The organism is Bradyrhizobium sp. 45, assembly GCF_023073155.1.
Lineage (GTDB): Bacteria > Pseudomonadota > Alphaproteobacteria > Rhizobiales > Xanthobacteraceae > Bradyrhizobium > Bradyrhizobium canariense_D.
Genome location: NZ_JADPIX010000125.1, coordinates 1 through 25,547, shown reverse-complemented (window position 1 = coordinate 25,547; position 25,547 = coordinate 1). Strand labels below are relative to the sequence as shown.

The following is a 25,547-nucleotide window of genomic DNA, read 5'->3' as shown; positions in this document are numbered from 1 at the left end:
CCATCGTGTTCATCTGCACGAGCTCTTCCTGGAGCAGAGTCCGTGCGATGCGCACGGTGCTAGAATTTTAACGTCGTCCTAAGACCGAACACCGACGCGTTTTTGAGGACCTTTCCGGCGAATGGCGTCCCCGGTCCCGTGGCGCCGCCGCCCGGGTGGATGATGTATTGGAAGTTTGGCTGCAACGACCAGCCGTCCTTTATCTGGTATTGGTAGACCGTCGTCAGCAATCCCTCGAAGTTTCGCAAGGGCCAATTTGGATTCACCAACGTGCGGTAGTCGGCGTCGAGCGCCTGCGCCCGTTTGGACACATGGGCATAACCCGCGGCGATCCCGAACTTGTCGTCCGGCCGGTCGTCACGAAGCCCGATGAACTCGACGCCGGCATCAGCGTAGAGATCGATGAGGTTGCGATCAGCGGGCGCGCCGGCGGCCCTTGCGAACACACCGATCCCGCGATCGTCGCTGTGAGGCAGGCGGTAGATCTGTTGCTCGAAGACCGCCCAACCACCGATGTTTCCTGCCAGCAATAAGGGTTCGCCACTGCTACCGGAAGCGGCGAGCGAGACGCCGTTCGACGCGAGCTGTTGATCGGCGAATGAGCCGAAGTGCCGCCACCCACCGAACTTGACCTGGCCGGTCAGGTTGGGATCGCCCTTCTTGTTGTTCCAGGCGTACTGGATCTGACCCAGTAACAACGGCGGATCGTTGACGCGGAAATTGACGCCGTAGCGGTTGCGCTCCTGCGGATCGCCCGGTCCGGGCCCGGCTTGGTCGCCGTCGAAGATCCCACCCAGAACGGAAAGCTGGTCGGTCACGTTGACCAGTAGCCTTGCGCCCATGGCCGCCAAAGGTGGCGAAGGTCCCCCGCTGGGCAGATTGAGCGACGTGATCGCGGGCCAACCCATTGAGGCGTTGGTGAACACGTCTGTATATTTGGTGTTGAAGAATTCGCTGTCGGCGGCGAGCTGACCCACTTTCAGCGAGATCCTCTTCCCGCCCCACCGCTTCTCGAAATACGCTTCGTAAAGACGCGTTGAGGGTAGAGCCTCGATTCCGCTGACGACAAAGAAGTTCTGAAGATTGCTCCGGGACAGGCCGTCGCCATGGATTTGGAACATGTTGGCATGGAAGGTGAGCTTGTCGATGCCGACGAGCTTCTGCAGATCGACATCCACCGCGAGGTTGAGACGGCCTTCGTAGATAGCGCCCTGTTTCAGGCCGCCGGAAGGATTACCGAACACCTCGCCGATGTAAGTGGCCGCGAACTTCACGCCGTACTTCTGCAGCGGGTTGGGAAGAAGGCCGAGCGTCTTTTCCTCCACTCGCTTTCTTTTTCGGTCGGGATGAATTGTGAGAATCACCAAGATCCGCAGCGTCGCGGCGCGGTCGATGAGCAGATCCAGCGACTCCAGCGTGGTGGGGTCGCTCCAATGGACATCTTCCCATAGCATCAGCAGCGGCTGCTGCGCCGCGAGTCCTTCCACCTGCGCAAGTTGCACATGAAGCGTTTTCTCTTTGCGCTTCCGCGGTGAAATTGAGCGGCAGGTAGCGGTCGCCGGTCGGTATCGACAGCAAGTCCGCCAAGAGCGGGACAGCTTCGCTCAGCTCCTGGTTGGCCAGAGCCAGCACCGCAATAAGCTTATCCAAGCGGGTCTCGGCGGTATCCTCGCGTCGAAAGCCGGCCGCCTGCTCGAGCTGGGTGATGCTGGGATAGAGCGCACTGTGCTGATGGTGCGGCGAGCAGAAATAACGCAACCGCGTGTGCGGCTCCTCGCCCAACTGCTCCAGTAGGGTTTGTGCGATGCGCGACTTGCCGATGCCCGGCTCACCCACGATTAGGACGACGGAACCGTCGCCGGCCTTGGCCCGCTCCCAGCGGCGGGTCAACAATGCGATCTCTTCCTCGCGACCGATCAACGGCGTGCTGGCGGCGCGTAGGGCCTCGAACCGACTGCTGACCAGGCTCGCGGCCACGACCCGCCAGACACGCACCGGATAGTGAATTCCCGCGATCGGCAATGTGCCCAGATCGCAATAATCAAACAGCCCGCCAAGCAGGCGGCGCGTGCTGTCTGCGATGACCACCGTATTCGGTTCGGCAAGCCCTTGAAGCCTTGCGGCAAGATTAGGGGTCTCGCCAACAACCGATTGTTCCCGGGCAGCTCCCTCCCCGAGCAGGTCACCGACGACTACGAGGCCCGTGGCGATACCGACACGCACCCGCAACGTGGTCGCGTGGCCCGCCTCGAGCTTGGCCACCGCTTCGATCAAGGCGAGGCCAGCGCGCACCGCTTGTTCGGCGTCCTCCTCTTGGGCCTGCGGATATCCGAAATAGGCCAGCACGCCGTCACCTAGATACTTGGCAACAAAGCCGCCGGACCTGGTGATCACCTCGGCGCAACGACGGTGATAGGAGCCGATGATGTCGCGCAGTTCTTCCGGATCGAGCCGCGCAGACAATGCCGTGGAACCGATGAGGTCGACGAACATGACCGTTAGCTGGCGGCGTTCGGCTTCGGGAGCCTTGCCGACGGAGCGATCGGGCTCGACCGAATGTTGGGCCGGGTCGCGAAAAGAGTCGGCTCGCAAGGTGGCGATCGCATCGAAGAGAATACGGCGATGGCCAACCGCCGTCACGCCGAGGTCTCTGAGGTCCTCGGCGGTCAGCTTGGACAGGATTGCCTCATCGATCGCGTTTTCCCGGAATGCCTGCTCGTAGCGTTCCAGGCCGAGGCTGCGCAGCCACGCACTGATATTCATGGCGTTCACACGCACACTTGGCCGCACTCATCACTGGCGATGGCCGCAGTCACGTCGGTCGCAACGCGCCCCGTCGATCGAGCCGCTCGCGGACCAGCCGCTGCACCAGAATGAGATAACCAGTTTACCCCACCCCATGGGGCGAAACACGCCCTTTTTGGCTCGTGAATCGCTGGAACCCGCGGACCAACCCCGTCGCGAGCCCGTGAGGACTCCCCAGAAATCGCGACACTCACCTTCACGATCCCACCGACGCTTCTCGCGCTCGCCGACGGGGTGAACGGGTGAGAAGTCTACTTCCGTTGTCGGCCCATCGGCGAAGTAGCAGCGCACTTCGTTGAGGTCCGCTCATTGGGGCACGGCGGACTAGATTTGCTCAGGTTGAGTTCTTCGCATTTTGACCCTGAACGGACATTCAGATCGAGGAAGCCAGACTCTGGTAATTGGTTTAGATCGTGCCCGGCTCGCGAACGATGACTTTCACGTTGGCAATAGCGACACTATTTTCGTCTACGAAGATGAGGTTCGTGGCTCCGGTATCTCGCGGCGTGAGAACGACCGAGCGGCTATTCAGCGTACGAAGATCAACGACATTCGGATCTCCGATCAGTACAGTTTTGAACGGCCTCTCAAGCAGCAGCGTTGACCCTGAACCGAGATTGAGAGTGACGGTCTGATCGCCGGCCCTCGCAGCGGGTATCGCAGCAATGAGAAGGTTCAATCCAAGGGCGCAAGCTCGAAGTATAGCGGCCATCGCAAATGCTCCGATGATCTCAATTGCCCAAGTTAACAGTCAGCTGGGTAGCATCAAGCCCATCGACCGAATGTAAAGTGGTTCACAACCCGCAAAATTCCCCTTTCTGGAGGACAAAGCAACCCACCTCCGTTCAAGTTCTCGATCAGCACCAATGCGGCGCAAGACATTGGCATCATTGTCCGACCAAGCTTGGTCGCAAGCGCCGACGAGGTGATTGAATAATTGCTACACTAGGTCCGGTGTTGGCCCATCGCGTAGGTTGGCGCAGTACTGCGACATGTCCGGTGCTGGGGGTGGACCTGAAGAGCCGGATTCAGGCGCAGACCAACGCGATTGACCCTGGCTGTTCTCTAATTCCGGGAGTGAGGTCAAGCTCTCCTTGAACATCCTTGCCGGGTCCATGGTTCTCTCCGCGGTAGGGGCGTGCCCTCCGCATGATGGCGTAAGATGACGTTAGCGGATCAATGTGTGAAGCGCGCTTTGCCCTTTCGAGCACCGCAAAGCCAGGGGCGATCTCACCAACGCCAGCGTCCCGGCAGGGACGTTCGCTCCCGCTGTTCGGCGGGAACTCGTTATCCTTTATGCAGGCTGATCAGCAGCATCCCTTGATGACCATTTAAATTCGGTACCATCGATCCACATCCGATGCAGAATGACAGCAAGTTTTCGGGCAACCGCAACCTTGGCTTTGCGTAGGCCGCTTCGTTTCGCAAGCCGAATACCCCACGCTTTGAGTGCTGACCATTTTGCTACGCGTGTCAGCAGCACATTGGCCGCCTCGTAGAGGTAACTTCGCAGCATCTTATCGCCGCATTTCGAGATTCGGCCCGTCCAGTCAATCTCCCCGGATGCGTATCGGCGAGTCGTTAGCCCTGCGTAGGCTCCGACGCTTCGTGACCTCTTGAAGCGAGCGGGGTCATCGATCGTCGCAAGGAAGCAAAGGGCCGTGACCGGGCCGACGCCAGGAGCCGTCATGAACCGTCGCACCTGAGCATTGTTGCGAGCCAGCCGCAGCACCTTGCGGTCAAGGTCCGCAATCTGTTGCTCGACGGCCTCGCGTGCCTTTAGCAATGGATCGACAGCGGCAAAAAGCTCTGACCGTTCCTCGGCCAACTGCGCGGCGCGCACAGCAAACACATTCATCTTTGCTCGTCCGATGACGAGCCCAAGATTCTTGAGGAGCCCCCGGATTTGATTTTCGATATCCCGCTTGATCTTGACGAGCAGAGCTCGACTGACAAGAAGGGCTTTGGTCGCATGACTGTCGAGATCCTTGACGCAAACCTCCTTGTACCAACCACATTGCATGATGCGCGCAATGCCAGCAGCGTCATTTCGGTCGCTTTTGTTGATCTGCATCTTCAGAACCGCCTTCGCATGCCTGGCGTCAATGCAGATAACGGGTAACCCGATCTTATTCAGCTCGGTCCACAGCCATGTCGACGTTGCTCCGGTCTCAAGTCCAATCCGAACGACGTGTGACGTGTGCAATTTGATGTACGTCGCGATCGCCTCCGGGTCAGACGTAACCACCCCTTCGCGCTCGACCTTTCCTTGTCCGATCGACGATGCAGATCGAAGTCAGTTTCAGTGACACGTCTAATCCGACATAGTGCTCCATTGCCTCTCTCCATCATTGCAAGGCCCTGGGGTGGGCCTCGTCGAGTCCTGGAGAGCTGATTCCCAGAGCCTGAGTATGGCTCCGAGCCCGAAATTACCCCATGTGTGAAAACGCCGTGCCTGCTATGATTCCCGCACTGAATCGGCGGGGGCTGGCATGGCTCGTTTTGTTCAAGGAGCTGATCGCGGGCAATCTACTTTGTTGCCGGAATGCCTGGACGACTGGGTTGCAGATGACAATCCGGTTCGCGTGATCGACGCCTTCGTTGCAGCCCTCGATCTGGCTGAACTTGGGTTCGGTGGCGTTGAGCCTGCCGGCACAGGTAGGCCGTCGTATCATCCGGCCGCGCTCTTAGGGCTCTACATTTACGGTTATCTCAACTGTGTCCATTCGAGCCGCCGGCTTGAGCGTGAAGCTGGCCGCAACGTCGAAGTGATGTGGCTGCTCGCCAGGCTTGCGCCCGATCACAAAACGATTGCCGATTTCCGCAAGGACAATGGTCCCGGCATCAAAAAGGTCTGCGCGCGCTTCGTCGAGGTGTGCCGCAAGATGGGCTTGCTCGCGACAACCAGCGTTGCGATCGACGGCAGCAAATTCAAAGCAGTCAATAATCGCGATAAGAACTTCACGCGCGGCAAAGTCGAGCGGCGGCGCACGCAATTGGAGGAGAGTGTTGCGCGCTATCTCGCTCAGCTCGATACCGCCGACCGGCAGGAGCCGTCGGAAACACTGGAGTTAAAAAAGACGCGGATCAAAGAACGGCTCAAAAATCTGACCGTTGAAATGGCGAAACTCGCAGCGATTGAAAAACAGGTTCTGGCGTCGCCCGATCAGCAGATATCGTTCACTGATCCCGACAGCCGTTCGATGGCCACGAGCGGCCGTGGTTCTGGCGTCGTCGGCTACAACGTGCAGACGGCGGTTGATACAGAAAACCATCTGATCTTCGCGCACGAGGTGACAACAAGCGGCTCAGACCGGTCGCAACTTGCAAACATAGCCCGGCAAGCCAAAGCCGTTCTTGAGGCCGACACGCTCGATGTTGTCGCCGATCGCGGCTACTTCAAGGGTGAAGAAATCGTGACGTGCGAGCAATCTGGCATCACGGTGACTTTGCCCAAGCCGATGACATCGGGTGCGAAGGCTTCAGGACGCTTCGGCAAACAGGACTTTGCTTATCTGCCAAATGAGGATGTTTATCGCTGCCCTGCCGGTGAGAAACTCAAATATTATTATACCAACGACGAAGACGGCCAGAAGCTGCGCAACTATTGGACGAACGCCTGCAAAACCTGTCCACTCAAATCGAAGTGCACGCCGAGCCCACAACGCCGTATCAAGCGATGGGTGCACGAGGACGTTCTCGAACGCGCTCAGGCGCGGCTCGACAAGAATCCAAACGCCATGCGCACACGCCGCGAGACCGTCGAGCATCCGTTCGGCACACTGAAGATGCGCATGGGCGCGACGCACTTCTTGTGCGTGACGCTGCCGAAAGTTGCGACCGAGATGGCGCTGTGCGTGCTCGGCTACAATCTGACACGCGTGCTGAACATCGTCGGGATGAAACCGCTGCTGGCGGCGGTGAGGGCGTGATACGGGCGTTGCCGCGCGCCGTTGCGGTTCATGGGGCGCGTAAAAGAGCCCCGACATTGCCTCAGGATGAGTTCTGGTCGAGCGGCCGTAAAACTTGCCCAAATTGATCGGACCGCGATAGCCTGAATTCGACCGCGCCGGTCCGCGTCATGCAACAGCGTTTTTACACGACCAAGACCCATTGCCGACATGCCTCCCATAACTCTAGGCGTTGCCATTGGTGAAGCCGGCTTCCCTTTGTCGCAAAGCTAACGGCGCGGCGGTCGCAGGGTGGCCGCATTGCTGAGTTCAAATTCAACCGCCGTGGCGTGCCTGAGAAGGCAAGCTACGATCTCCTCGGTGCGTTCGGGCGAGCGCCGTCGCGGTGTTGGCGTTATGGTAAGAGCGCCACGAGCTATGCCAAAAGAAGACCGGATCATCACGGATACGGGGCTTGCGCCAGGAATGAGGGATATTGCGCGTTCTGCAAAGCCCTTCGATCGGGCCACCGCAACCTCCTGCAAGATCGCTTCCGTCGATAGGCCGTAACGAGAGAAACGCGATCGGTTTTTGGCGAGCACTTCGCGCGCCGCGTCGGTTTGCATGCTGGATAGGATCGCAATTCCGGCGTTGGAAACGCCAAGGGGGCGGCGTTCACCGACATCCCAAGCGAGGGCCTGGATAGGGTAGGTTCCGAGCTGCCTTGCGACGCAGACCGTCTCAAGTCCCACCCAGCGTGTGAAAAAGCCGGTGTCACCAAGTTCACGGACGGCAGCCCGCAGATGAGGACTAACGATATCGAGTAGGGGATCCCGTATTCGCCGCGAAAGCGCCAGCAGTGGTATCTGCTCGCCAATCAGATATCGTTGAGAGCCTTGTCGCCTCTCAACGATGCCTTCCGCAATCAAGACGCTCAGTATGCGATGTGTCGTTGGGCGAGTTAGTTCCGCCTGTTTCGCAATTTCGGTGAGTCCTAGGCCAGCCTCGCGGGCAGTTGCCAGGATCCGCAACACAGCCACTGCTCTCTGAATGCTTTGCGTTCCGCCCGGCAAATCGACGGATGCGGCGCCGGCGGTATGGCGAGAGCCACGAGCTGTCATGGGATGCGCCTTGAAGAAACGATATTGCTCCCCGGTGAGGTGCCAACCTTACCGTGGCACAGCTCCCCGCAAGTGTCCACGATGTGGAAATTCTCTGCGCTTTTCCATTGCGTCGCGGCGCGTTGCGGCAAACTCTGCGCGAAGAACCCGGGGCGACGTAGGCTTACGTGCTAATCATTAGATGGTCGCCTATCTCGCCGAAAGCGAAACAAGACGTCCAAGGGAGAAATGCCATGAACCGGCGCAACTTACTAAGTGTCTCTGCGGGAGTTGCAATTGGGCTGGTATCGCTCGGCGTCACTGTGGGAGCTGCCGCCAAAGCCGCCGAGGTCAAGCTTCTATCTGCCTCTGCATTGCATCCCGCAATTGATGCCCTCATACCGGATTTTGAGAAATCCTCGGGGCACAAGGTAACGGTGGACTACGGAACCGCTGGTGCTGTTGCGGACCGCGTCCAAAAGGGTGAGGCTGCCGACATCATCTTGAGTTCGGTCCAAACGGTCGACCGGCTTGAAGCGCAGGGCAGAATCGTGGCCGGGAACCGCATCGTTATCGCGAAGGTCGGTGTTGGCGCGTTTGTGCGCAAGGGTGCCGCGAAGCCCGATATAAGTTCGGCCGACGCCTTTAAACGCACGATGCTGGTCGCAAGAGCGATCGCTTATCCCGATCCGGCCGGAGGAGGTGCCAGTGGCATCTACGTGGCCAACTTGCTCGAACGAATGGGGATTGCTGGGGAGATGAAGGCCAAGACAAGACTGTCAACGCTTGGAACACTGTATGCGAGCGTGGCCAGCGGGGAAGTCGAGATCGGCTTCAATCAAGTAAGCGAAATCTTGGCTCAACCAACCGTCGAACTTATTGCCCCGTTGCCCCCAGATATACAGAATTACACCCAGTTCGCCCCAGGCATCATTACAGGTAGCAGTCAGGCTGACGCCGCACAAGCGCTGGTCGCATTCCTGTCCATGCCCGCCAGCCGGACCGTTCTGAAGGCAAAGGGTTTCGAATAGCGTCGTGCAGCGTGGAAAGATGCACCTCGGTTGGTGATCCACGGCGGTGGCTTGTCTCCGTTGACAAATGATGAAGGCCCTGCGGGCGGCGCTCTTGACGAGGTGGACATCAAGAGTCCCTTATCGAGGGTGCTGAATTTGAGCAGCAACGATGCCATGAGCCGTGCACCCTTTTCGGGACAGATCATTATGCGCGATGGACAAGCTAGTCAGACCGCTCGGGGTGCGGCTGCTTATCGTGCCATTCATCAAAAGCTAGAAGGCGGAGCGATCTTCAAAGATCCATTAGCGTCGAGGATAATAGACCAAGAGACAGCCGCTGCCTTAGACGAGATCGCTGCAAACGACTCGCTACGGCCCTGGCGTTTATTTATCGCAGCGCGCAGCCGGTTTTCCGAGGACACGATGGGCGATTGCATCGCATGCGGCGTACGACAGGTCGTAGTGCTGGGGGCAGGCCTCGATACCTTCTCGCTGCGAAATCCCTATGCTCATCTCGGCGTTCGCACTTTCGAGGTCGACTACCCTTCGACACAAATGTGGAAACGCGATCAGATAAGGACCGCAGGTCTCGCGGAGCCGCCGTCGCTTGCTTTCGCACCGGTAGATTTTGAACGAGAAAGCCTCGCGGAGGGGTTAGTAAAAGCGGGGTTCAAACTGAACGAGCAGGCGTTTTTTCAATGGCTTGGCGTAGTGCCTTATCTGACTAAAGATGCGGTCTCCTCCACATTGAAGTTTATTTCCGAGGTGCCGCAGGCAGCCGTGGCTTTCGACTACGTCGAACCATTCCAGAATTATCCTGCTGAGCGCCGCGCCAGCGTCATGGCAACTGCCGCAAGGGCAGCGTCGCGGGGCGAACCCTGGCTCAGCTTTTTTGATCCGATCGAACTGCTGCAACTGCTGCAAGGCGAGCGCTTTAATGTGATAGAAGATCTAGGACTTCCCGAAATAGCCGAGCGGTACTACGGCGTCCTGAGGCGAGATATCGTGTTCGGACCTGGTCCTCACATTGTGCGGGCGCATCGATAGTCCATTGCCAAAGCCAAGCTGGAACACCGTTCGGGCGAATTTCGACTTCCGGTTCTGTGAAGGTTTTCGGATGCCGGCCCCATGAGGGTGTCGCCGCGCGCACGGGGCCGGCGTCCGCAAACCTCCAAGGGAGATGCTATGCAGCAGACGGCGGCGGTGAGGAAGGTAAGGATATGGCATTCATCGGCGCTGATGTGAACCGATGGAGCACCCCATGCAGAAGTTGAACGACCTGAGCCGATCCCTCACGTCCCTCAAACCGAACGGTACGCTGATCGCCGTGATCGAGATGAGCCTGTCGAGCTGGCTCGTTGCGGGGATTGTGCCTGGCGTCGAACGCCAGCCGTCGAAGAAGCTTGAGGTCGACGAGAACGCCTTGCTGAAACTGCTCAATCGCTGGCGAGAAGAGGCGCAGAAGAAAGGATACGGAATCGAACGCATCGCGGTCGCTTTCGAGGCCGGCCGTGACGGTTTCTGGCTGGCCCGATGGCTCAGGGCGCGCGGCATCGAGGCGCATGTCATTCACGCATCGAGCGTAGCGGTATCGCGCGAGCACCGGCGCGCCAAGACCGATCGTCTCGACACCGAACTGCTCAAACGCAGCTTTCTCGGCTGGTTGCGTGGCGAGCGTGATCACTGCAAGATGGTCGCGATCCCGACAATCAAGGACGAAGATGCCAAGCGCCCCAACCGTGAGCGCGAGAGCCTCATCGGAGAACAAAGTCGGATCGTCAACCGAATGAAAGCGGCGTTGATCCGGCTCGGCATCCGCGGCTTCAATCCCAAGCTGAAGAAAGCTTCCGAACGCCTTGACGGCTTGCGCTCCCCCGAGGGCGAGCCGATCCCGCCCAACACCCTGGCTGAGCTGCGTCGCGACATGGCGCGCCGGCGGCTCGTCGGCGATCAGATACGGCAGATCGAGGACGCTCGCCTGGAGCGTCTCACGCAAGCGCCCAGTGATGGACCACACGCAATGGTGCGGCTGTTGGCGCGGGTGATCGGGGTTGGTGTCGAGACCGCCGACATGCTGGTGCAGGAGGTACTGTCGCGAAGCATGCGCGACCGACGGGCTGTAGCGCGTTATTCCGGCCTCACCGGCTCGCCCGACGAGAGCGGCAGAAAACGCCGGGAGAAAGGGCTGACCCGTTCCGGCAATGCTCGAGTGAGACGGGGCATGATCGAATTGGCGTGGCGATTTCTCAGGTTCCAGAAGGACAGCGTCTTGGCGCAGTGGTTTCGAAGCCGTACCGAGAACGCCCGCGGGGCGCGCAAGACCATGATCGTGGCCTTGGCGCGCAAGCTACTGATCGCCCTGTGGCGGCTCGTGCGGGAGGGCGTAGTGCCGGACGGCGTCGTTCTGCGGCCGGCATCATAAACACGGAGGTCACTGAAGAAGACCCAACAGTTTCGGCCTTGTCCGTCCGCTGGTGACGGTATCGCCGATGACGGTTCGAGGTGGCGGGGTCCCGACGCGTTTCCTTGGCTTCAATGCCGAAAGGGAGAATGGGTCCGCCGCTTCGGAGCTTCGCTGCCGATGCGTATGACTGCATCATGGTTCGGGTCCTTGGACCCACCGGATACAAGGTTGTGGCGCGATTGATCGCGCCCGCAAGCGGGCTCCCCTCCGATCGTCATCCCGATCGCACCAACCGTGCCGTCGTGCTCGAAGCTGTCAAGGTGTGGCCTGGCAACGGTGGAGCCTGTCGTAAGATTCGCGCGACGGCCAACCTTGACAGCTTCTGCGCGCGCCAGCGCAAGCGAAGTGCGGGTCGGGACGAAGAAACGGCTCTCAGATCGAACAAAGAAACTGACGAAGGAAAAAAGATGCGCCGACCTATCGCCTCTTGAAATGCCGCCTCCTTGACAAAAGCCCGTACAAGGAAACCGCGGGAGTGGGCACGTAGGTGGCGCGGCGTGGGCTATGGGGATTTGAGTGCCGCGGCTGAGGTGTGTGATTGGAGCTGAGCCGGTTCAGCAAGTTCGCCTGCGGTAAAGCGGCTCATGAATGAGCGGCGAGTCGGGTGGAACGTCGTGAACTGCCGAACGATTTGGGGCGGCAGCTTTATGTCTTGGCGCGCTTTTCCGTGGCCGGTGGAGAGCCGGCGAGTACGACAAGCAGATTTGCCGGATAGAGACGCGGTCATGAGGTGTCGACCCTGATCACGATCGTTGGAGCTGTCGGCCGATACCGCGGCGTGGCACCGCGCTCGAAGACCTCAATGAGGACCATGCGACCGCCGCAGCATGGACAACTCGGCTTGGTTTGACCGGCGGCGGCAGCGGTGGGCTGGCCGTCAGGGATTGCAACGGCGAGCAGCTCACGCGCGCGTGCGATATTGTCGGCGCGCGTGCCACTGGCGAGTAGCCCATAGTGGCGGATGCGGTGGAAGCCTTGCGGCAGCACGTGGATCAGGAATCTGCGGATGAACTCGGCGGTGGCCAGTGTCATGACCTTCCGGCGGTCGCGACCTTCGGCGCGATAATCCTTCCATCGAAAGGTGACGCTGTGCCCGTCGACCGCAATCAGCCTGCTGTTGGCGATGGCGACGCGGTGGGTATAGCGCGACAGATAGGCCAGCACGGCCTGTGGTCCGCCGAACGGGCGCTTGGCATAGACGACCCATTCGGATCGTCGTAGCGGCGCCAGATACGCCGCGAACGCCTGCGGGTCGGCGAGAACGGCATGATCACCAAAGAACTTCAGATGGCTGGCTTTGTGGGCCACGATCAGCTTCTCCAGGAACAGCCGCCGGAACAGGCGCGAGAGCACGCGCACTGGCAGGAAGAAGCCGGGCCGGCACGCCACCCAACGCTCGCCGTCGAGCGAGATGCCGCCGCCCGGCACGATCATGTGGACGTGCGGGTGATGGGTCATGGCCGAGCCCCAGGTATGGAGAACCGAGGTGATGCCGATCCGGGCGCCCAGATGCTTCGGATCGGCGGCGATCGTCAGCATCGTCTCGGCCGAAGCCTTGAACAGCAGGCCATAGACCACAGCCTTGTTCTGGTAGGCGATATCGGCGATGGCCGCCGGCAGCGTGAACACCACGTGATAGTACGGCACCGGCAACAGATCGGCTTCGCGCGCGGCCAGCCAGTTCTTTGCCGCGGCACCTTGGCACTTCGGGCAATGCCGGTTGCGGCAGGAGTTGTACGAGATCTGGCTATGGGCGCAGTCCTCGCAGCGCGCGACATGGCCGCCGAGAGCTGCCGTGCGGCAGTTCTCGATCGCCGACATCACCTTCAACTGGCTGAGGCTGACATGGCCGGCATTGGCCCGGCGCCATGCCGGGCCGTGGCCGCGGAAGATGTCCGCGACCTCCAGCGATGGACGCGACACGAGGAGCCTCGCGTCAGGCGGGCGGCTCAGCCCTCTCGACCTTGCGGGCGATATGCTCCAGCGGGCTTATGACTTGTTGGATCGTCTTGGTGGCGACGCGGGTATAGAGTGCCGTGCTATCGAGCTTGGCGTGACCGAGCAGCACCTGGATCACCCTGATGTCGATGTTCTGCTCAAGCAGATGGGTGGCGAAGCTGTGCCGCAAGGTGTGCAGCGAGACGCGCTTGTCGATCTCGGCTGTTTGGGCTGCGGCATGACAGGCGCGATTGAGCTGGCGCGTCGTCATCGGCTGCACGCGGTCGCGCCCCGGGAACAGCCAGCCCTGCGGTCGCGCAGCCTTCCACCAGGCACGCAGCAGTTCAAGCAGATGTGGAGACAGCATCACGTAGCGGTCTTTACGTCCTTTGCCTTGTTCGACGCGGATGACCATGCGCTTGCTGTCGATGTCGCCAATCTTGAGTGAGATCACCTCGGCGGCGCGCAGACCCGCGCCATAAGCCACGCTCAGAGCCGCCTTGTACTTGAGGCCCGGCGCGGCATCGAGCAGCCGCGCCACTTCCTCCGCGCTGAGCACGACCGGCAGCTTGCGGGGCTCGTGGAGGAACGTCGTGTGCTCGATGATGTCGGAACGCCTCAGTGTGACCCTGAAGAAGAACCGCAATGCAGCCACGGTGTGGTTGAGTATCGGGATGTGCACGCCGTTCGCCGCCAGATGCAGCTGAAAGCGCCGGACGTCCTCAAAGCTCGCCGTGTCGGGCGACCGGCCGAGGAACGCAGCAAAATCCCTGATGGTGCGGATGTAGCCTTGTTGGGTCTTTGGCGCTAACTTGCGGATCGTCATGTCTTCGATCATGCGCCGGCGTAACGGGCTCATGGCCTGGTCGGTCATGGGGATGCTCCTGTCTTGAGTGAGGTTGTCGAAACCCCTCGATCTCAAGACAGGACGCCCCGTTGCGCTATCCCATTGGCCCCGACGCCCGCCGCAGTGCCCTACCGCGCGAGCGGTTTAGTCCTTTGGCCCATCGCTTCCGTTGGCGTGCTGCAGCTTTATTTCGGCTCACAGGGGTAGACCGGAAGTTTGCATCCGAGCGCCAAACCGACGCGAATGACCCAAAGAGACATTCGACGAAGAAAGACTGTGGGCGTTCGCCGACATCCTGAAGCCTCACGCCTTCAATGACGATCGGCTATAAGGCGATCGTGTTCGAAGCTCACTGACAAAACAGAGAATCAATGATTGTTAACAAGCGGCGTTCCCGAGTGTGCAGAGCAGCATACAACGGAACAGCGTCATCAATTTAGGGTGATTTTTTGGGGTAGGTCGGAACTACTCTGTGGCGCATTTTATGGGTCGAGCGTCGCCTTCTGGCCTCTTCTGAGACATGCCGCCGGCTAGGTAAAATGTCCGCGTTCATCGGCAAAGCCGACAACGTGGTGCTCGCACCGAGCTCTTCTCTGTTCGACCCGATTTGTCATTTCGGCCCCTGATGGCTCCATTGGTAGATTGAATGCCGGCCATTCTGGGCGGTAAACTGGCCGCGCGTATTTGCGAGATTGACACGCCAACTGTCGCCCCGGTCCCGAAGCCGGGTCGGGGCAAACAATCCGCGCGAGGCCGCCATGCAGCAAGTTGCGGACTGGCTTAAAAAGCTCGGCATGTCCGAGTACGCCGAACGCTTTGCCGAAAACGGTGTCGACCTCAGCGTGCTCCGCGATTTGACGGATCAGGATCTTAAGGATCTCGGGGTCTTGCTCGGCCATCGCCGCAAGATGCTACGTGCGGTAGCCGAACTGGATGGCGTCGACAACGGAACACCCAAGCCTACTGCTGCAACTCTTCAGCCGAACGATACCGCCGAGTTCCGCCAAGTCACAGTGATGTTCTCGGACCTTGTGGGTTCGACGGCGCTCTCCGCCCGCATGGACGCGGAGGACCTGCGCGAGGTGATTTCGGCGTATCAGGACTGCGTCGCCGAAACTGTGAGCCGCTTCGGCGGGTTCGTGGCGAAGTACATGGGGGACGGCGTGCTGATCTACTTCGGCTACCCGCAGGCTCACGAAGATGACGCAGAGCGAGCGGTACGCGCGGGGCTGGAGTTGGTGAGTGCCGTAAGTAATCAAAAGACCCGGGCGGTACTGCAGACGCGGGTCGGCATTGCCACCGGGCTAGTAGTGGTCGGCGACCTGATCGGGTCGGGCTCTGCTCAGGAGCAGGCAATCGTTGGCGAGACGCCGAACCATGCGGCACGCTTGCAGGGCATTGCAGAACCGAACACGGTCGTTATTGCGGAAAATACCCGCAAGCTGCTCGGCAATCTATTCGAGCTTGAGGACCTCGGAGTAAAGGATCTGAAGGGCATACCGGTGCCTGCCAATGCCTGGGCGGCACTGCGACCGGCTTCAGTCGAAAGCCGCTTCGAGGCTTTTCACGCGACCGGGCTGACGGAACTTATCGGGCGGGAAGAAGAACTCGAACTGCTGCTACGGCGCTGGTCGAAGACAAAAGCCGGCGAAGGCCAAGTCGTGTTGCTTTCGGGCGAGCCCGGCATTGGCAAATCGCGGCTCACGGCTGCGCTTTTGGACCGCCTTGCCGGCGAGCCGCACACGCGCCTGCGCTATTTCTGTTCTCCACAGCATACCGACAGCGCGCTCTATCCCTTCATCCACCAGATGGAACGTGCCGCCGGACTCGCGTACGACGACTCCCCGCAAGCGAAGCTCGACAAACTCGACGCACTGCTCGCGCAGACTTCGACGTCAGCCCAGGACGCGGCACTCTTTGCCGAGATGCTGTCGCTCGCGAACGATGACCGCTATCCGGTGATCGAGCTGACACCGCAGCAACGCCGGCAACGAACGCTGGAAGCACTCGCCGCCCAACTAGAGACGCTAGTGCGAGCGAATCCGGTGCTAATGATCTTCGAGGATGTGCACTGGATCGACCCGACGAGTCTGGAAGTGCTTGGTCGGGTGGTGGACCAGATTCCGACTTTGCGCGTGTTGCTGAGCGTGACGTTTCGGCCGGAATTCAATCCACCCTGGATCGGCCGGTCTTACGTGACCGCCCTCACCATCAATCGGCTAGGTCAGCGCGACATCGATGCCATAATCGAGCATCTTGTCGGCAACAAGGGTCTGCCGGCAAGCATCCGGCAGGATATCATCGAGCGCACCGACGGCATTCCCCTTTTCGTGGAGGAAATGACCAAGGCTGTGATCGAGTCGGAGGGCGAGGGCGAAGCGCGGCGGACAGCCAGCGCGGTTCCGCCCCCGGCGCTGGCGGTCCCCGCAAGCCTGCACGCGTCGCTTATGGCGCGGCTCGACCGGCTCGGCGCGGCCAAGGAAGTGGCGCAGGTCGGGGCGGCGATCGGGCGCCAGTTCTCCTACGCCCTGCTGGCTTCGGTGGTGCGCCAGCGCGAACCAGAGCTGGGATCGGCGTTGGACCGTCTCATTGCGGCTGGCTTGCTGTTCCGGCAGGGCGCGCCGCCGCGTGCGACCTACCTGTTCAAGCATGCCCTGGTGCAGGACACGGCTTATGGCACTCTTCTACGGAGTCAACGCCAGGAGTTGCATGCCCGTATCGCCAAGGTGCTCGAACAAGAATTCCAGGAGACGATTGGGGCGCAGCCAGAGACTTTAGCTCATCACTACTCGCAGGCAGGCCTGGTCGATCTCGCGATCGAGTTTTGGAGACGCGCCGGAGCGCGCAGCGCAGACCGATCTGCTCATCACGAGGCGGTCGGTCATTTCGGATGCGCGCTCGATTTAGTGGGAAAGCTGCCGCCGAGCCATCAGCGCGATGAGCGTGAGCTGGGTCTGATGCTTGCTCTCGCGGTATCCCTGATCGCGGTCCACGGCTTTGGGTCGATACGTTTGGAGGAGTGTGCTGTTCGGGCCAAGGAACTTTCGGACAAACTCGACGAGTCGCAGAGTCGCTTCGCGGCGCAACGGATCGCATGGAATTCCAGCCTGATGCGCCAGCCGCTTCCGAGGACGGCGGCTTTGGCAAGAGACTTGGTCGGCTTGGCAGAAGAAGACGGGAATCCGGCAAAACTCGCCGTGGCGCATCGGGCATCAGGCTACTCGCTACTTATTGCAGGCGAATTCCGAGAGGCCGCCGAAATGCTTGCTCAGGGAGCGACTATCGCCGACACAATTCCGGAGGGCGAATTCGCGATTTATGGCGAGCATCCAAGTATGGTTTGCCGAGCCTATGGCGGGCAGGTAAAAATCTTGATGGGTTTCCCCGAATCCGGGATGAGGCTGATTGAGGCGGCCGTAGCGCATGCGCGCCAGCAAAATAACGCGCACAGCCTTGCCTGGGCGCTCGGCGTTGCCGCGCACGTTTCTCAGTCACAGCACGAGCCTGCGGCAACGGCCCGCTTCGCATCGGAAGCCATTGAGACGGCGCGCGAGCACCGCATGCCCCAATGGCTGGCTCTCGGTGAGCGATGCAAAGGCTGGGCAATTCATCAGCTCGGCGATTTCGAGGGCGGCCTGAATCTCCTGCGACAGGGCGTGAGGCGATGGTACGAAACCGGAGCCGTCCTGCACACTACCCACGCCGAGATCTGCTTGGCGGAGAGTTTTCTCGTGCAAGGTCACGCCGTGGCGGCGCGGTCCTATTTGTCAGCCGCGCGAGCGCATTGCGCGAGTTTTGGCGAAAACTATCTCGCGGCGGAAATGGATCGGCTGGACGCTTTGTTGCTTCAGTGCGAGGGCGCACCTACTGACATGGTAGAAGGATGCCTGGCCAAGGCCATAGAAATGGCCCGCCAGCAGGAAGCTAGACTTTTTGAGCTCCGTTCCGCCACAGCGTTAGCCCGGGTAATAGCCGAACACCATGAACGGAAGGCACGCGATATTCTCGCGCCAATTTACAATTGGTTCACCGAGGGGTTAGGTACTTCGGACCTGAAAGACGCAAAGGCGCTCCTCGATCGGTTGAAGTGATGCAGTTTGTTCAGCTCCTCGCCGGCTCACATTTGTTCCTCCGCATCTGCGCATCGCCGGTCCACGCTGGCGCCGCCACGACTCCGTGCCAATGTGGGTCATCCAGGCTACCCCGGGTCCAACGTACAACCGGGCTCTCGCGCACCGCACTTGCTCTCGCTCGCACCGTTTCATTCAGTGCGGGTCGGTGCATTCAAACACCGATCCAAACTCGCAATGACTGCTTATGAACCCGGAAGCGAAGTCGGCGCACGCCTTATCGAGGTCCGCTTAGCCGGGCACAGCGGACGAGATTTGCCCACGCTGAGTTCTTCGCATTCTGACGCCGAGCAAACATTTCGAAGGCGCAGAAGAAGCGGATTAAGCATTTGACTGCAACCACTCTGAGAAGGTTCGGATGGTCTTCGCGCGCGGATGGCTTGGCCTACTGACCACATGGAAACTATAGCCAGACAAGCTCAACTTGAACGCTTTCACGAGCGTACCGGCGGCGAGTTCGTGTGCGACGAGCACATCACTGAAAATCCCGACTCCCTGCCCCGCGATCACCGCCTCGATGGCGTGCAGTTCCTCCCGGAAACTCAAGTGCTGCATATCCTTGAATTGGGGCACTTCGCGCCACCTGCGCTGGGCCACGGCAAACCATCTCTGCCATGTGGGCGGCTCACGATCGGCCGGCGACCAATAGGAGTGAATCAGAACGTGGTTTGCGAGGTCGACTGGTCTCTTCAGGCGTCCCGTTGAAAGCAAACGCGGATTGCAGACGGGCCAGAATGTATCGCTGAAGAGATCATTGACGATCCCGTCCGTCGGCAGTACTCGGCTAGTCGCATAACGAATGGCGACATCGCCATCGCCGGCGTGCAGATCGAGCACGGTGTCCGTGCCGATGACTTCCAGCGGCACATCGGGATGCAACTTCCGCCACGCGGGCAGGCGGGGCACGAGCCAGCGGCTGGCGAAAGCATTCGTTGTCGTCACCCGAAGAGGCTGTTGGTCGGTATCCCGCCTGACGGCCGCGATTGCGGCGGCAAACACCTCAAGGCCGCCGCGAATGGCGGGAAACAGCCGCGCTCCGGCATCGGTGAGCGAAAGAGGTCGCGGTCTGCGGCGAAACAGAGCGCGGCCACAATACTGCTCAAGCAGCACGATTTGATGGCTGATCGCGGTTGGCGTCACGCCGAGTTCTGCCGCGGCCTTCTTGAAGCTCAGATGGCGGGCGGCAGCTTCAAAAGCGCGGAGCTCGATCAGGGGCGGCAGCTTGTGCATGCGGCTAGTCTAGATGAAACCAATTCATCTTCACCTGAATTCTTCGGGTTTGCTCCGAGAGGGCCGCCGATTGAAGATATAGCCGGTTGAATTGAGGAGACCGTGTCATGTCGTCCATCACATCTGTCGCGAGCGCCGCCGCCGACCTTAGCGCCTCCTTCGGAGGACAACTGCTCAAGCCAACGGACGAGGGCTACGAGGAGGCGAGAAAGGTCCACAACGGGTTGGTCGACAAACGGCCAGCGTTGATTGCCAGATGCCGCAGTGTGGCCGACGTCGTGGACGCCGTCGCTCTTGTGATCAAGCTCGGCCTCGAGGTCGCGGTTCGTGGCGGCGGCCATAACGTCGCGGGACGCGCGACCATCGACGGCGGGATAATGATCGACCTGTCCCCAATGAGGGGCGTCCATGTCGATGCTGTCGGCAAAACCGTACGCGCGCAGGGCGGGGCGACTTGGGGCGATGTCAATCGCGAGACGCAACTTCACGGCCTCGCGGTCACCGGAGGTGTGGTCTCGACCACGGGTATCGCCGGATTGACCCTCGGCGGAGGACTCGGCTGGCTGATGGGCAAGTACGGCCTGGCATTGGATAATTTGCGCGCTGTCGAACTCGTCACCGCCGATGGCAAGGTCTTGCAGGTCAGCAAGCAAGAGGAACCCGATCTGTTCTGGGCCATCCGCGGGGGCGGCGGAAACTTCGGGATTGCCACCAGTCTCGAATACGACCTTCATGCAGTGGGGCCAATCATTACCGGCGGCCCCATCGTCTACTCTATCGATCGCTCCCGTGACGTGCTCGAATTCTTCCGGGCCAGCACGCGATCGCTACCGGACGAGCACACGCTGTTCGCAACCCTGACGCATGCGCCCGACGGGTCCGGCGCAGAGGTAGCTGCCTTGGTCACCAGCCATTGCGGTCCGGCAGCGGAAGCCGAACGAGCCGTGCAGCCGCTGAAACAATTCGGGGCTCCGATCGTGGACGCAATCGGGCCGATGCCCTATTGCCAGCTCAACAGCATGCTCGATGCCAACTACCCCAGAGGCGCCCTCAACTATTGGAAGTCCAATTTCCTCAGTGAGCTGAGTGATGGTGCGATTGCGACCATGATCGAATGTTTCGCGCGCTGCCCGACGCCCATGGGGCAGCTGCTTCTCGAACACATCCACGGCGCGGCGGCCCGTGTCGATGCAAGGGATACGGCGTTTCCGCATCGGCAAGAAGGCTACAACTTCCTGGTACTCGCGCAATGGATGCAGCCGGACGATACGAGGCAATGCATCTCCTGGGCACGCGAAACCTACGAAGGCATGCGACCCTTCTTCTCCTCCGGTCGGTATGTCAACTATCTCGACGATGACGAGGTGGGCGATCCCGTCGCTGCCGCATATGGACCGAACTACCGGCGTCTGCAGCAGATCAAGGCTAAGTATGATCCGAACAATTTCTTCCGCATGAATCAGAACATCCGGCCGCTGGCCTGATCCAGGTGAGGGCATTTCGTCCCTCTCATCTTGGTTCAGGATGTCAGTGGAAGGCCGCTACGCTGCGGCCCGGTTCTATAGTTGGTCTGGCGTGCTGATCCCGAAGGAGGACTCGAAAATGGCTGTCGTGTGCCGACCCGCTCGCATGGACGACTTAAAGCGAGCCGACGAGATCGTGGTCGCCAGCATCAATGAACTCACTGAACGGCGGGGTTTCGGAAAGATGGCATCCTCTCACCCTCCGAAATTTCGAGCTTTCTCGCTAAGGGACGATACCGAAGGTCTAGCGCCGTGTCATGTTAGCAATCTGTGCGAGAAAAGCACGAAACGTCTGCGTTTGGCCCATTTAAGACGTCCTACGATCTCCGCCATTCAGTCGCGATCAGCAGTACACCGGACATGTCGCACACACCGTACTACGGCGGCTTTTGATCCAACCAAGTGATGCGGTGATGTCCACTTTCAGCTGATTCAGTGCAGGATTGCGTCCCGAACAACTATGGCTTGAACTGAGCAGTCGGCGTGGAGCGCGATATCTTGAGCTCTTCCTCATTCATGTCGGCAGAGACATCCGCGAAGAGTGGCGTGCTAAGATAACGTTCACCGGTGTCAGGCAGCATGCAAAGAATATTTGCGCCCTTCTCTGCTTGGGCTGCGACCTTCAGCGCACCCGCCATGGTTGCGCCCGAGGTGATGCCGACAAAGATGCCTTCCTTGGTCGCAAGCTCCTTGCTGCATCGAATAGCATCGGGGCCGGGAATCGGCAGAATCTGATTGATGACCTTCATCATAACGGCGTCCCCGGTCAGCTTCGGAATGAAATCAGGTGTCCAGCCCTGCATTGGATGCGGCTTGAAATCCGGATGTGGCGCCGCCGGCGTGCCATCCGGGTTCCGCTGCTGCTCGATACCGCTGCCCAAGAGCTGCGCTTCTTCGGGCTCGCAGACGATGATCTTGGTTTCGGGGCGCTCCTTAGCGAGCACCCGTGCAACACCCTTCAGTGTGCCGCCGGTTCCGTAACCGGTGACCCAATAGTCCAGTCGTTCTCCTGCGAAATCGTCCAGAATCTCGAGCGCCGTGGTTTTGGAGTGGAAGTCGGGATTGGCTTCGTTCTCGAATTGCCGCGTCATGAACCAGCCGTGCGTTTTGGCAAGCTCGATCGTTTTGTTGATCATTCCAACGGCCCGATCGGCCGCAGGCGTCACGACGACCTTCGCACCCAGAAATCGCATGAGCTTGCGGCGCTCGATGCTGAAAGGCTCGGCCATTGTGACCACCAGCGGGTACCCCTTGGCGGCGCAAACCATCGCAAGTCCGATTCCCGTGTTGCCGCTGGTCGCCTCGATGACGGTTTGACCAGGTTTCAGCTCCCCGGATTTCTCTGCGGCTTCGATCACGCCCAGAGCCAGCCGATCCTTGACCGAGCCGAGCGGATTGAAGGCCTCAACCTTCACGAACAAATTGACTCCCGTGGGAGCGAGACGATTGATCCGCACGACGGGTGTATGGCCGACCGTCTCAAGGATGGTTTGATATCTGTGGCCCATGCTACCTCCTGTGTCGTACTCATTCTGGGAAAAGCAAACTGGCGCGGGTTAACCGGCAAAGCATACCCGAACTGAATTTTCCGGCAATCGGGCAGAGCTTGGATACGGCTTCTTTCGCGGACATCAGGCCGGGCCGGCATCGATTGAGTCGGCGGAAATGACCTGAAACGGCTCGTCACGAGACGACTCAGGCGCCTTTGGCGAAATGCAATACCAAGGCGGCACACATTGGCATTCCCGCCTGACGGGCGCGATTCATGTGTATGGGGGCGATTCTCGACCCCACGCATAGAAGCGAGTGGGATCCGGAAACCCTCCTGAAGGACGGTTCGATCTTGAGCGCGCCGTCCGCCGCTTTGAAGAGGCGAACCAAGTTTTTTCAAACAAAAATGGGCGCCACGACGGATAGCCGATTGGCCGCTTTTGATGCTGTTGTTGTCTAATCGCTGCTGAGGCGTCAAGCATATAATTTCGTTCAGGGGACACTGCCGGGTGCATGGTTGTCTTCGCGGTCGGCATTAGCCGCCGCATGAGGGAGCTTCGCAGGACGAGCCTTCAATGTGGACGACGCACTTTGCTGAGTCAGCAGTGCAACAGCATCAGCGGAATGGCTCGGCTCACGTCTCGGCAGGGACACCTTGGGCGTTCGGGTTCTGAACGCGATCGGGCTTATGCGGTGGCTCCGGCATTCGGATTGAAGAGTTCGCCAGTCTTAAGCATCGTATGCATTATAACCGCCAGTTTGCGCGCCACGGCCACGGCAGCTCTTTTGAAGCCAATCCTCTCCCGGAGCTTCAGACCCCACGTGCGCAGAGTGCTGTCGGTTGAGCTGCGCGTCAGAATGACCGCAGCCGCTTCGTACAGAAGCCCTCGCAAATGGTGGTCGCCCCGTCGGGATATATGGCCGTCATAATCGACTTCTCCGGATTGGTAGCGGCGCGTTGTCAGGCCGATCCAGGCGCCAACAGATCGGGATTTCCTGAAGTTGTCCGGCCTCTCAATGGCTGTTGTGAAGGCGGTTGCGGTGATCGCACCGATGCCGGGAATGGACATAAGGATGCGGCAAGCCTCACTCTGGCGCGCGTCCTGGACCAACTGGCGTCCGAGTTCGGCGGCGCGGATGCGAATGCCACGCCAGGCTTCCAGCATCGGAAGCACGATCGATGCAAGTCCGTCCTGATCGGCAAGAAGGCTCCGGACGTTCTTCTCGAAGGTACTTCCCTTTCCGGCAGAAACGACCAGACCGAAGGTTTTCATGACGCCGCGGATCTGGTTGGAAAGCTCGGTAGTGATTCGGACCAGCCGCGTCCGCGCTGCGGCAAGCGTGCGGGTCAGCATGCTGTCGAATCCCTTCACACGCACCTCACGAAAGAAGCCGACTTCCGCGAGTTGCGCCAGGCCATCGGCGTCGTTTGCGTCCGTCTTATTCGCCGCCATATCGAGCGCCGCTTTAGCATGGCGCGCATCGATGCAGATCGCCGGCAAGCCTTCGGCGCGCAGAGAATGATAGAACCACACCGACAGCGGTCCGGTCTCGAATACGACGCGTTTCACGGATGGCGCCCGCTTGCGGATGAGCTCGGCTATGATTCTGGGATCAGATGCGCACTTGCCGCGCCAGATCCGTTCACCTGCTCGGCGGATCGAGACTGACGTCTCTTTCATCGACACGTCGAGACCGATATATTCTTCCATGGCTGTTCTCCATTCGATGCTTGGGCCCGGCGTCCGGTCGTGAGCCCGTATTTCCATCCTATCGGGGAACAGCCACCAGCTTCCATTGTCGGTTGACCCGGCTTGAGGGGCGACTCGCTCCCGCGATTACCCCATGTGGACGGCTCCTCCACGGGCACGAGAGTGCCAAACAATGGGCGCCGTTTAAGGCTCCCACGATTCGGAGGAGCAGCCTATGCAGTCAATTTCAACGATTGGTCTGGATATCGCGAAGTCGGTCTTTCAAGTGCATGGGGTTGATACAGCCGGCCAGGTGATCATACGCCGTCAGCTCAAGCGCCGTTTCGTGCTGTCCTTCTTTGAGAAGTTGCCGCCGTGCCTAGTCGGGATTGAGGCTTGCGCTTCATCGCACCATTGGTCCCGCGAGCTGCAGGCGTTGGGGCATACGGTGCGACTGATGCCACCGGCCTATGTGAAGCCCTACGTCAAGCGGCAGAAGAACGACAGCACCGACGCGGAGGCTATCTGCGAGGCGGTCACAAGGCCCAACATGCGGTTCGTGCCGACCAAGACGATCGAGCAACAGAGCTGTCTGATGCTTCATCGCGTGCGCCATCTCTTCATTCGCCAGCAGACTGCCCTCATCAACTCGATCCGCGCATATCTGGCTGAGTTCGGGATTGTTGCCCCCGTCGGGCGCAGGGGTGTGGAACAGCTGTTGGAAGTCGTCGCCGATCCAGCCGACCGCCGGGTCCCGGAGGTGGCCCGCGCGTGTCTTGCGGCTCTCGGCGGTCAGTTGCGGGGACTGAAGGCTCAGATCCTGGAGTTCGATAAGGGCATTATGGCCTGGCATCGATCAAACGCGACGAGCAAGCGACTGGATGCGATCCCTGGCGTCGGTCCAGCACTGGCAACGGCGCTAGTCGCAAGCGTTGCCGATGCCAAGACCTTCCGATCGGGGCGGGACTTCTCGGCTTGGGTCGGGCTCGTGCCGAAGCAGAACTCGAGTGGGGGCAAGGACAAGCTTGGCCGTATCAGCAAGCAAGGCGATCGCTATTTACGCAGCCTATTCACAGCGGGCGCACTCGCCGTGATCCGCTATGCCAAGATCCATGGCACAAGCCATCGGCCTTGGCTCACTGCGTTGTTGGCACGGCGCCCACCAAGGTCGCAGCCATCGCACTCGCCAATAAGCTCGCCAGGATGGCATGGGCGATGATGGCCAGGAACGAACCCTACAAGGAACCCGCCGGCCTTACGGCGTGAACGAGATCACAGCCGGTCATCCGGCTGTAACGTAACGGTTGGAAGGGCGAACAGCACTAGCACTACTTTGGCAGAATGTGTTTTCGCCGCTGTTTTTCAAGGATTTTCTTTCGGCAATATGGGCACTGCTGGGGCGGCGGCCGAAGGATGAGATCGACG

General features: G+C 60.1%; 15 protein-coding genes and 2 pseudogenes. 7 read left to right on the top strand and 10 right to left on the bottom strand.

The features are described from left to right. Positions 1-59: 59 nt before the first annotated feature. The 4 genes and pseudogenes from IVB42_RS28390 to IVB42_RS28375 form a co-directional block, all read right to left on the bottom strand. Positions 60-1,325, bottom strand: a complete 1,266-nt coding sequence (locus IVB42_RS28390; protein ID WP_247471461.1) for a carbohydrate porin — start codon at positions 1,323-1,325, stop codon at positions 60-62. Continuing rightward, entirely contained in the window at positions 1,234-2,763 is a 1,530-nt protein-coding gene (locus IVB42_RS28385; protein ID WP_247471457.1) for an adenylate/guanylate cyclase domain-containing protein, read from the bottom strand. The genes IVB42_RS28390 and IVB42_RS28385 overlap by 92 nt, the downstream gene beginning before the upstream one ends. A gap of 448 nt (positions 2,764-3,211) precedes the next feature. Continuing rightward, positions 3,212-3,517: a pilus assembly protein N-terminal domain-containing protein gene (locus IVB42_RS28380; protein ID WP_247369515.1), complete on the bottom strand. Its 306-nt coding sequence runs from the start codon at positions 3,515-3,517 to the stop codon at positions 3,212-3,214. 582 nt (positions 3,518-4,099) lie between these two features. Then, a pseudogene (locus IVB42_RS28375) lies at positions 4,100-5,141 on the bottom strand (IS110 family transposase). A gap of 156 nt (positions 5,142-5,297) precedes the next feature. Between IVB42_RS28375 and IVB42_RS28370 the strand changes: the two are divergent. Further along, entirely contained in the window at positions 5,298-6,737 is a 1,440-nt protein-coding gene (locus IVB42_RS28370) for an IS1182 family transposase (protein ID WP_247471455.1), read from the top strand. Between the two features lie 248 nt (positions 6,738-6,985). Here IVB42_RS28370 and IVB42_RS28365 read toward each other — a convergent pair whose 3' ends face one another. Next, the gene (locus tag IVB42_RS28365; RefSeq protein WP_247369510.1) at positions 6,986-7,816 is read right to left on the bottom strand and encodes a helix-turn-helix domain-containing protein; all 831 of its coding nucleotides are present in this window, start codon (positions 7,814-7,816) and stop codon (positions 6,986-6,988) included. Between the two features lie 233 nt (positions 7,817-8,049). Between IVB42_RS28365 and modA the strand changes: the two genes are divergently transcribed. The 3 genes from modA (at position 8,050) to IVB42_RS28350 (ending at position 11,230) form a co-directional block, all read left to right on the top strand. Continuing rightward, positions 8,050-8,826 carry a molybdate ABC transporter substrate-binding protein gene (gene modA / locus IVB42_RS28360; protein ID WP_247369508.1) on the top strand — a complete coding sequence of 259 codons (777 nt, stop codon included), beginning with the start codon at positions 8,050-8,052 and terminating at the stop codon, positions 8,824-8,826. A 33-nt stretch (positions 8,827-8,859) separates the two neighbouring features. Then, positions 8,860-9,855: an SAM-dependent methyltransferase gene (locus tag IVB42_RS28355; protein ID WP_247369585.1), complete on the top strand. Its 996-nt coding sequence runs from the start codon at positions 8,860-8,862 to the stop codon at positions 9,853-9,855. A 202-nt stretch (positions 9,856-10,057) separates the two neighbouring features. Next, positions 10,058-11,230 (top strand): IS110 family transposase, encoded by a 1,173-nt coding sequence (locus tag IVB42_RS28350; RefSeq protein WP_247369506.1) that lies wholly within the window; start codon positions 10,058-10,060, stop codon positions 11,228-11,230. Between the two features lie 765 nt (positions 11,231-11,995). On the opposite strand, the gene IVB42_RS28345 is transcribed toward IVB42_RS28350, so the two are convergent. Further along, positions 11,996-13,195: an IS91 family transposase gene (locus IVB42_RS28345; protein ID WP_247369504.1), complete on the bottom strand. Its 1,200-nt coding sequence runs from the start codon at positions 13,193-13,195 to the stop codon at positions 11,996-11,998. A gap of 13 nt (positions 13,196-13,208) precedes the next feature. After that, positions 13,209-14,084: a site-specific integrase gene (locus IVB42_RS28340; protein WP_247369502.1), complete on the bottom strand. Its 876-nt coding sequence runs from the start codon at positions 14,082-14,084 to the stop codon at positions 13,209-13,211. A 731-nt stretch (positions 14,085-14,815) separates the two neighbouring features. Here IVB42_RS28340 and IVB42_RS28335 point away from each other — a divergent pair. After that, on the top strand, positions 14,816-18,148 hold the full coding sequence (locus IVB42_RS28335) for an adenylate/guanylate cyclase domain-containing protein (RefSeq protein WP_247369500.1): 3,333 nt from the start codon (positions 14,816-14,818) through the stop codon (positions 18,146-18,148). 360 nt (positions 18,149-18,508) lie between these two features. Here IVB42_RS28335 and IVB42_RS28330 read toward each other — a convergent pair whose 3' ends face one another. Further along, positions 18,509-19,417: a LysR substrate-binding domain-containing protein gene (locus tag IVB42_RS28330; protein ID WP_247369498.1), complete on the bottom strand. Its 909-nt coding sequence runs from the start codon at positions 19,415-19,417 to the stop codon at positions 18,509-18,511. 107 nt (positions 19,418-19,524) lie between these two features. On the opposite strand from IVB42_RS28330, the gene IVB42_RS28325 reads away from it, so the two are divergent. After that, entirely contained in the window at positions 19,525-20,901 is a 1,377-nt protein-coding gene (locus tag IVB42_RS28325; protein ID WP_247369494.1) for an FAD-binding oxidoreductase, read from the top strand. A gap of 497 nt (positions 20,902-21,398) precedes the next feature. On the opposite strand, the gene cysK is transcribed toward IVB42_RS28325, so the two are convergent. Both cysK and IVB42_RS28315 read right to left on the bottom strand, forming a co-directional pair. Next, entirely contained in the window at positions 21,399-22,448 is a 1,050-nt protein-coding gene (gene cysK, locus IVB42_RS28320; protein ID WP_247369492.1) for a cysteine synthase A, read from the bottom strand. Between the two features lie 669 nt (positions 22,449-23,117). Continuing rightward, entirely contained in the window at positions 23,118-24,143 is a 1,026-nt protein-coding gene (locus IVB42_RS28315) for an IS110 family transposase (RefSeq protein ID WP_247369490.1), read from the bottom strand. A gap of 214 nt (positions 24,144-24,357) precedes the next feature. Here IVB42_RS28315 and IVB42_RS28310 point away from each other — a divergent pair. Next, positions 24,358-25,388: pseudogene (locus tag IVB42_RS28310) on the top strand (IS110 family transposase). The last annotated feature ends 159 nt before the right edge of the window (positions 25,389-25,547 follow it).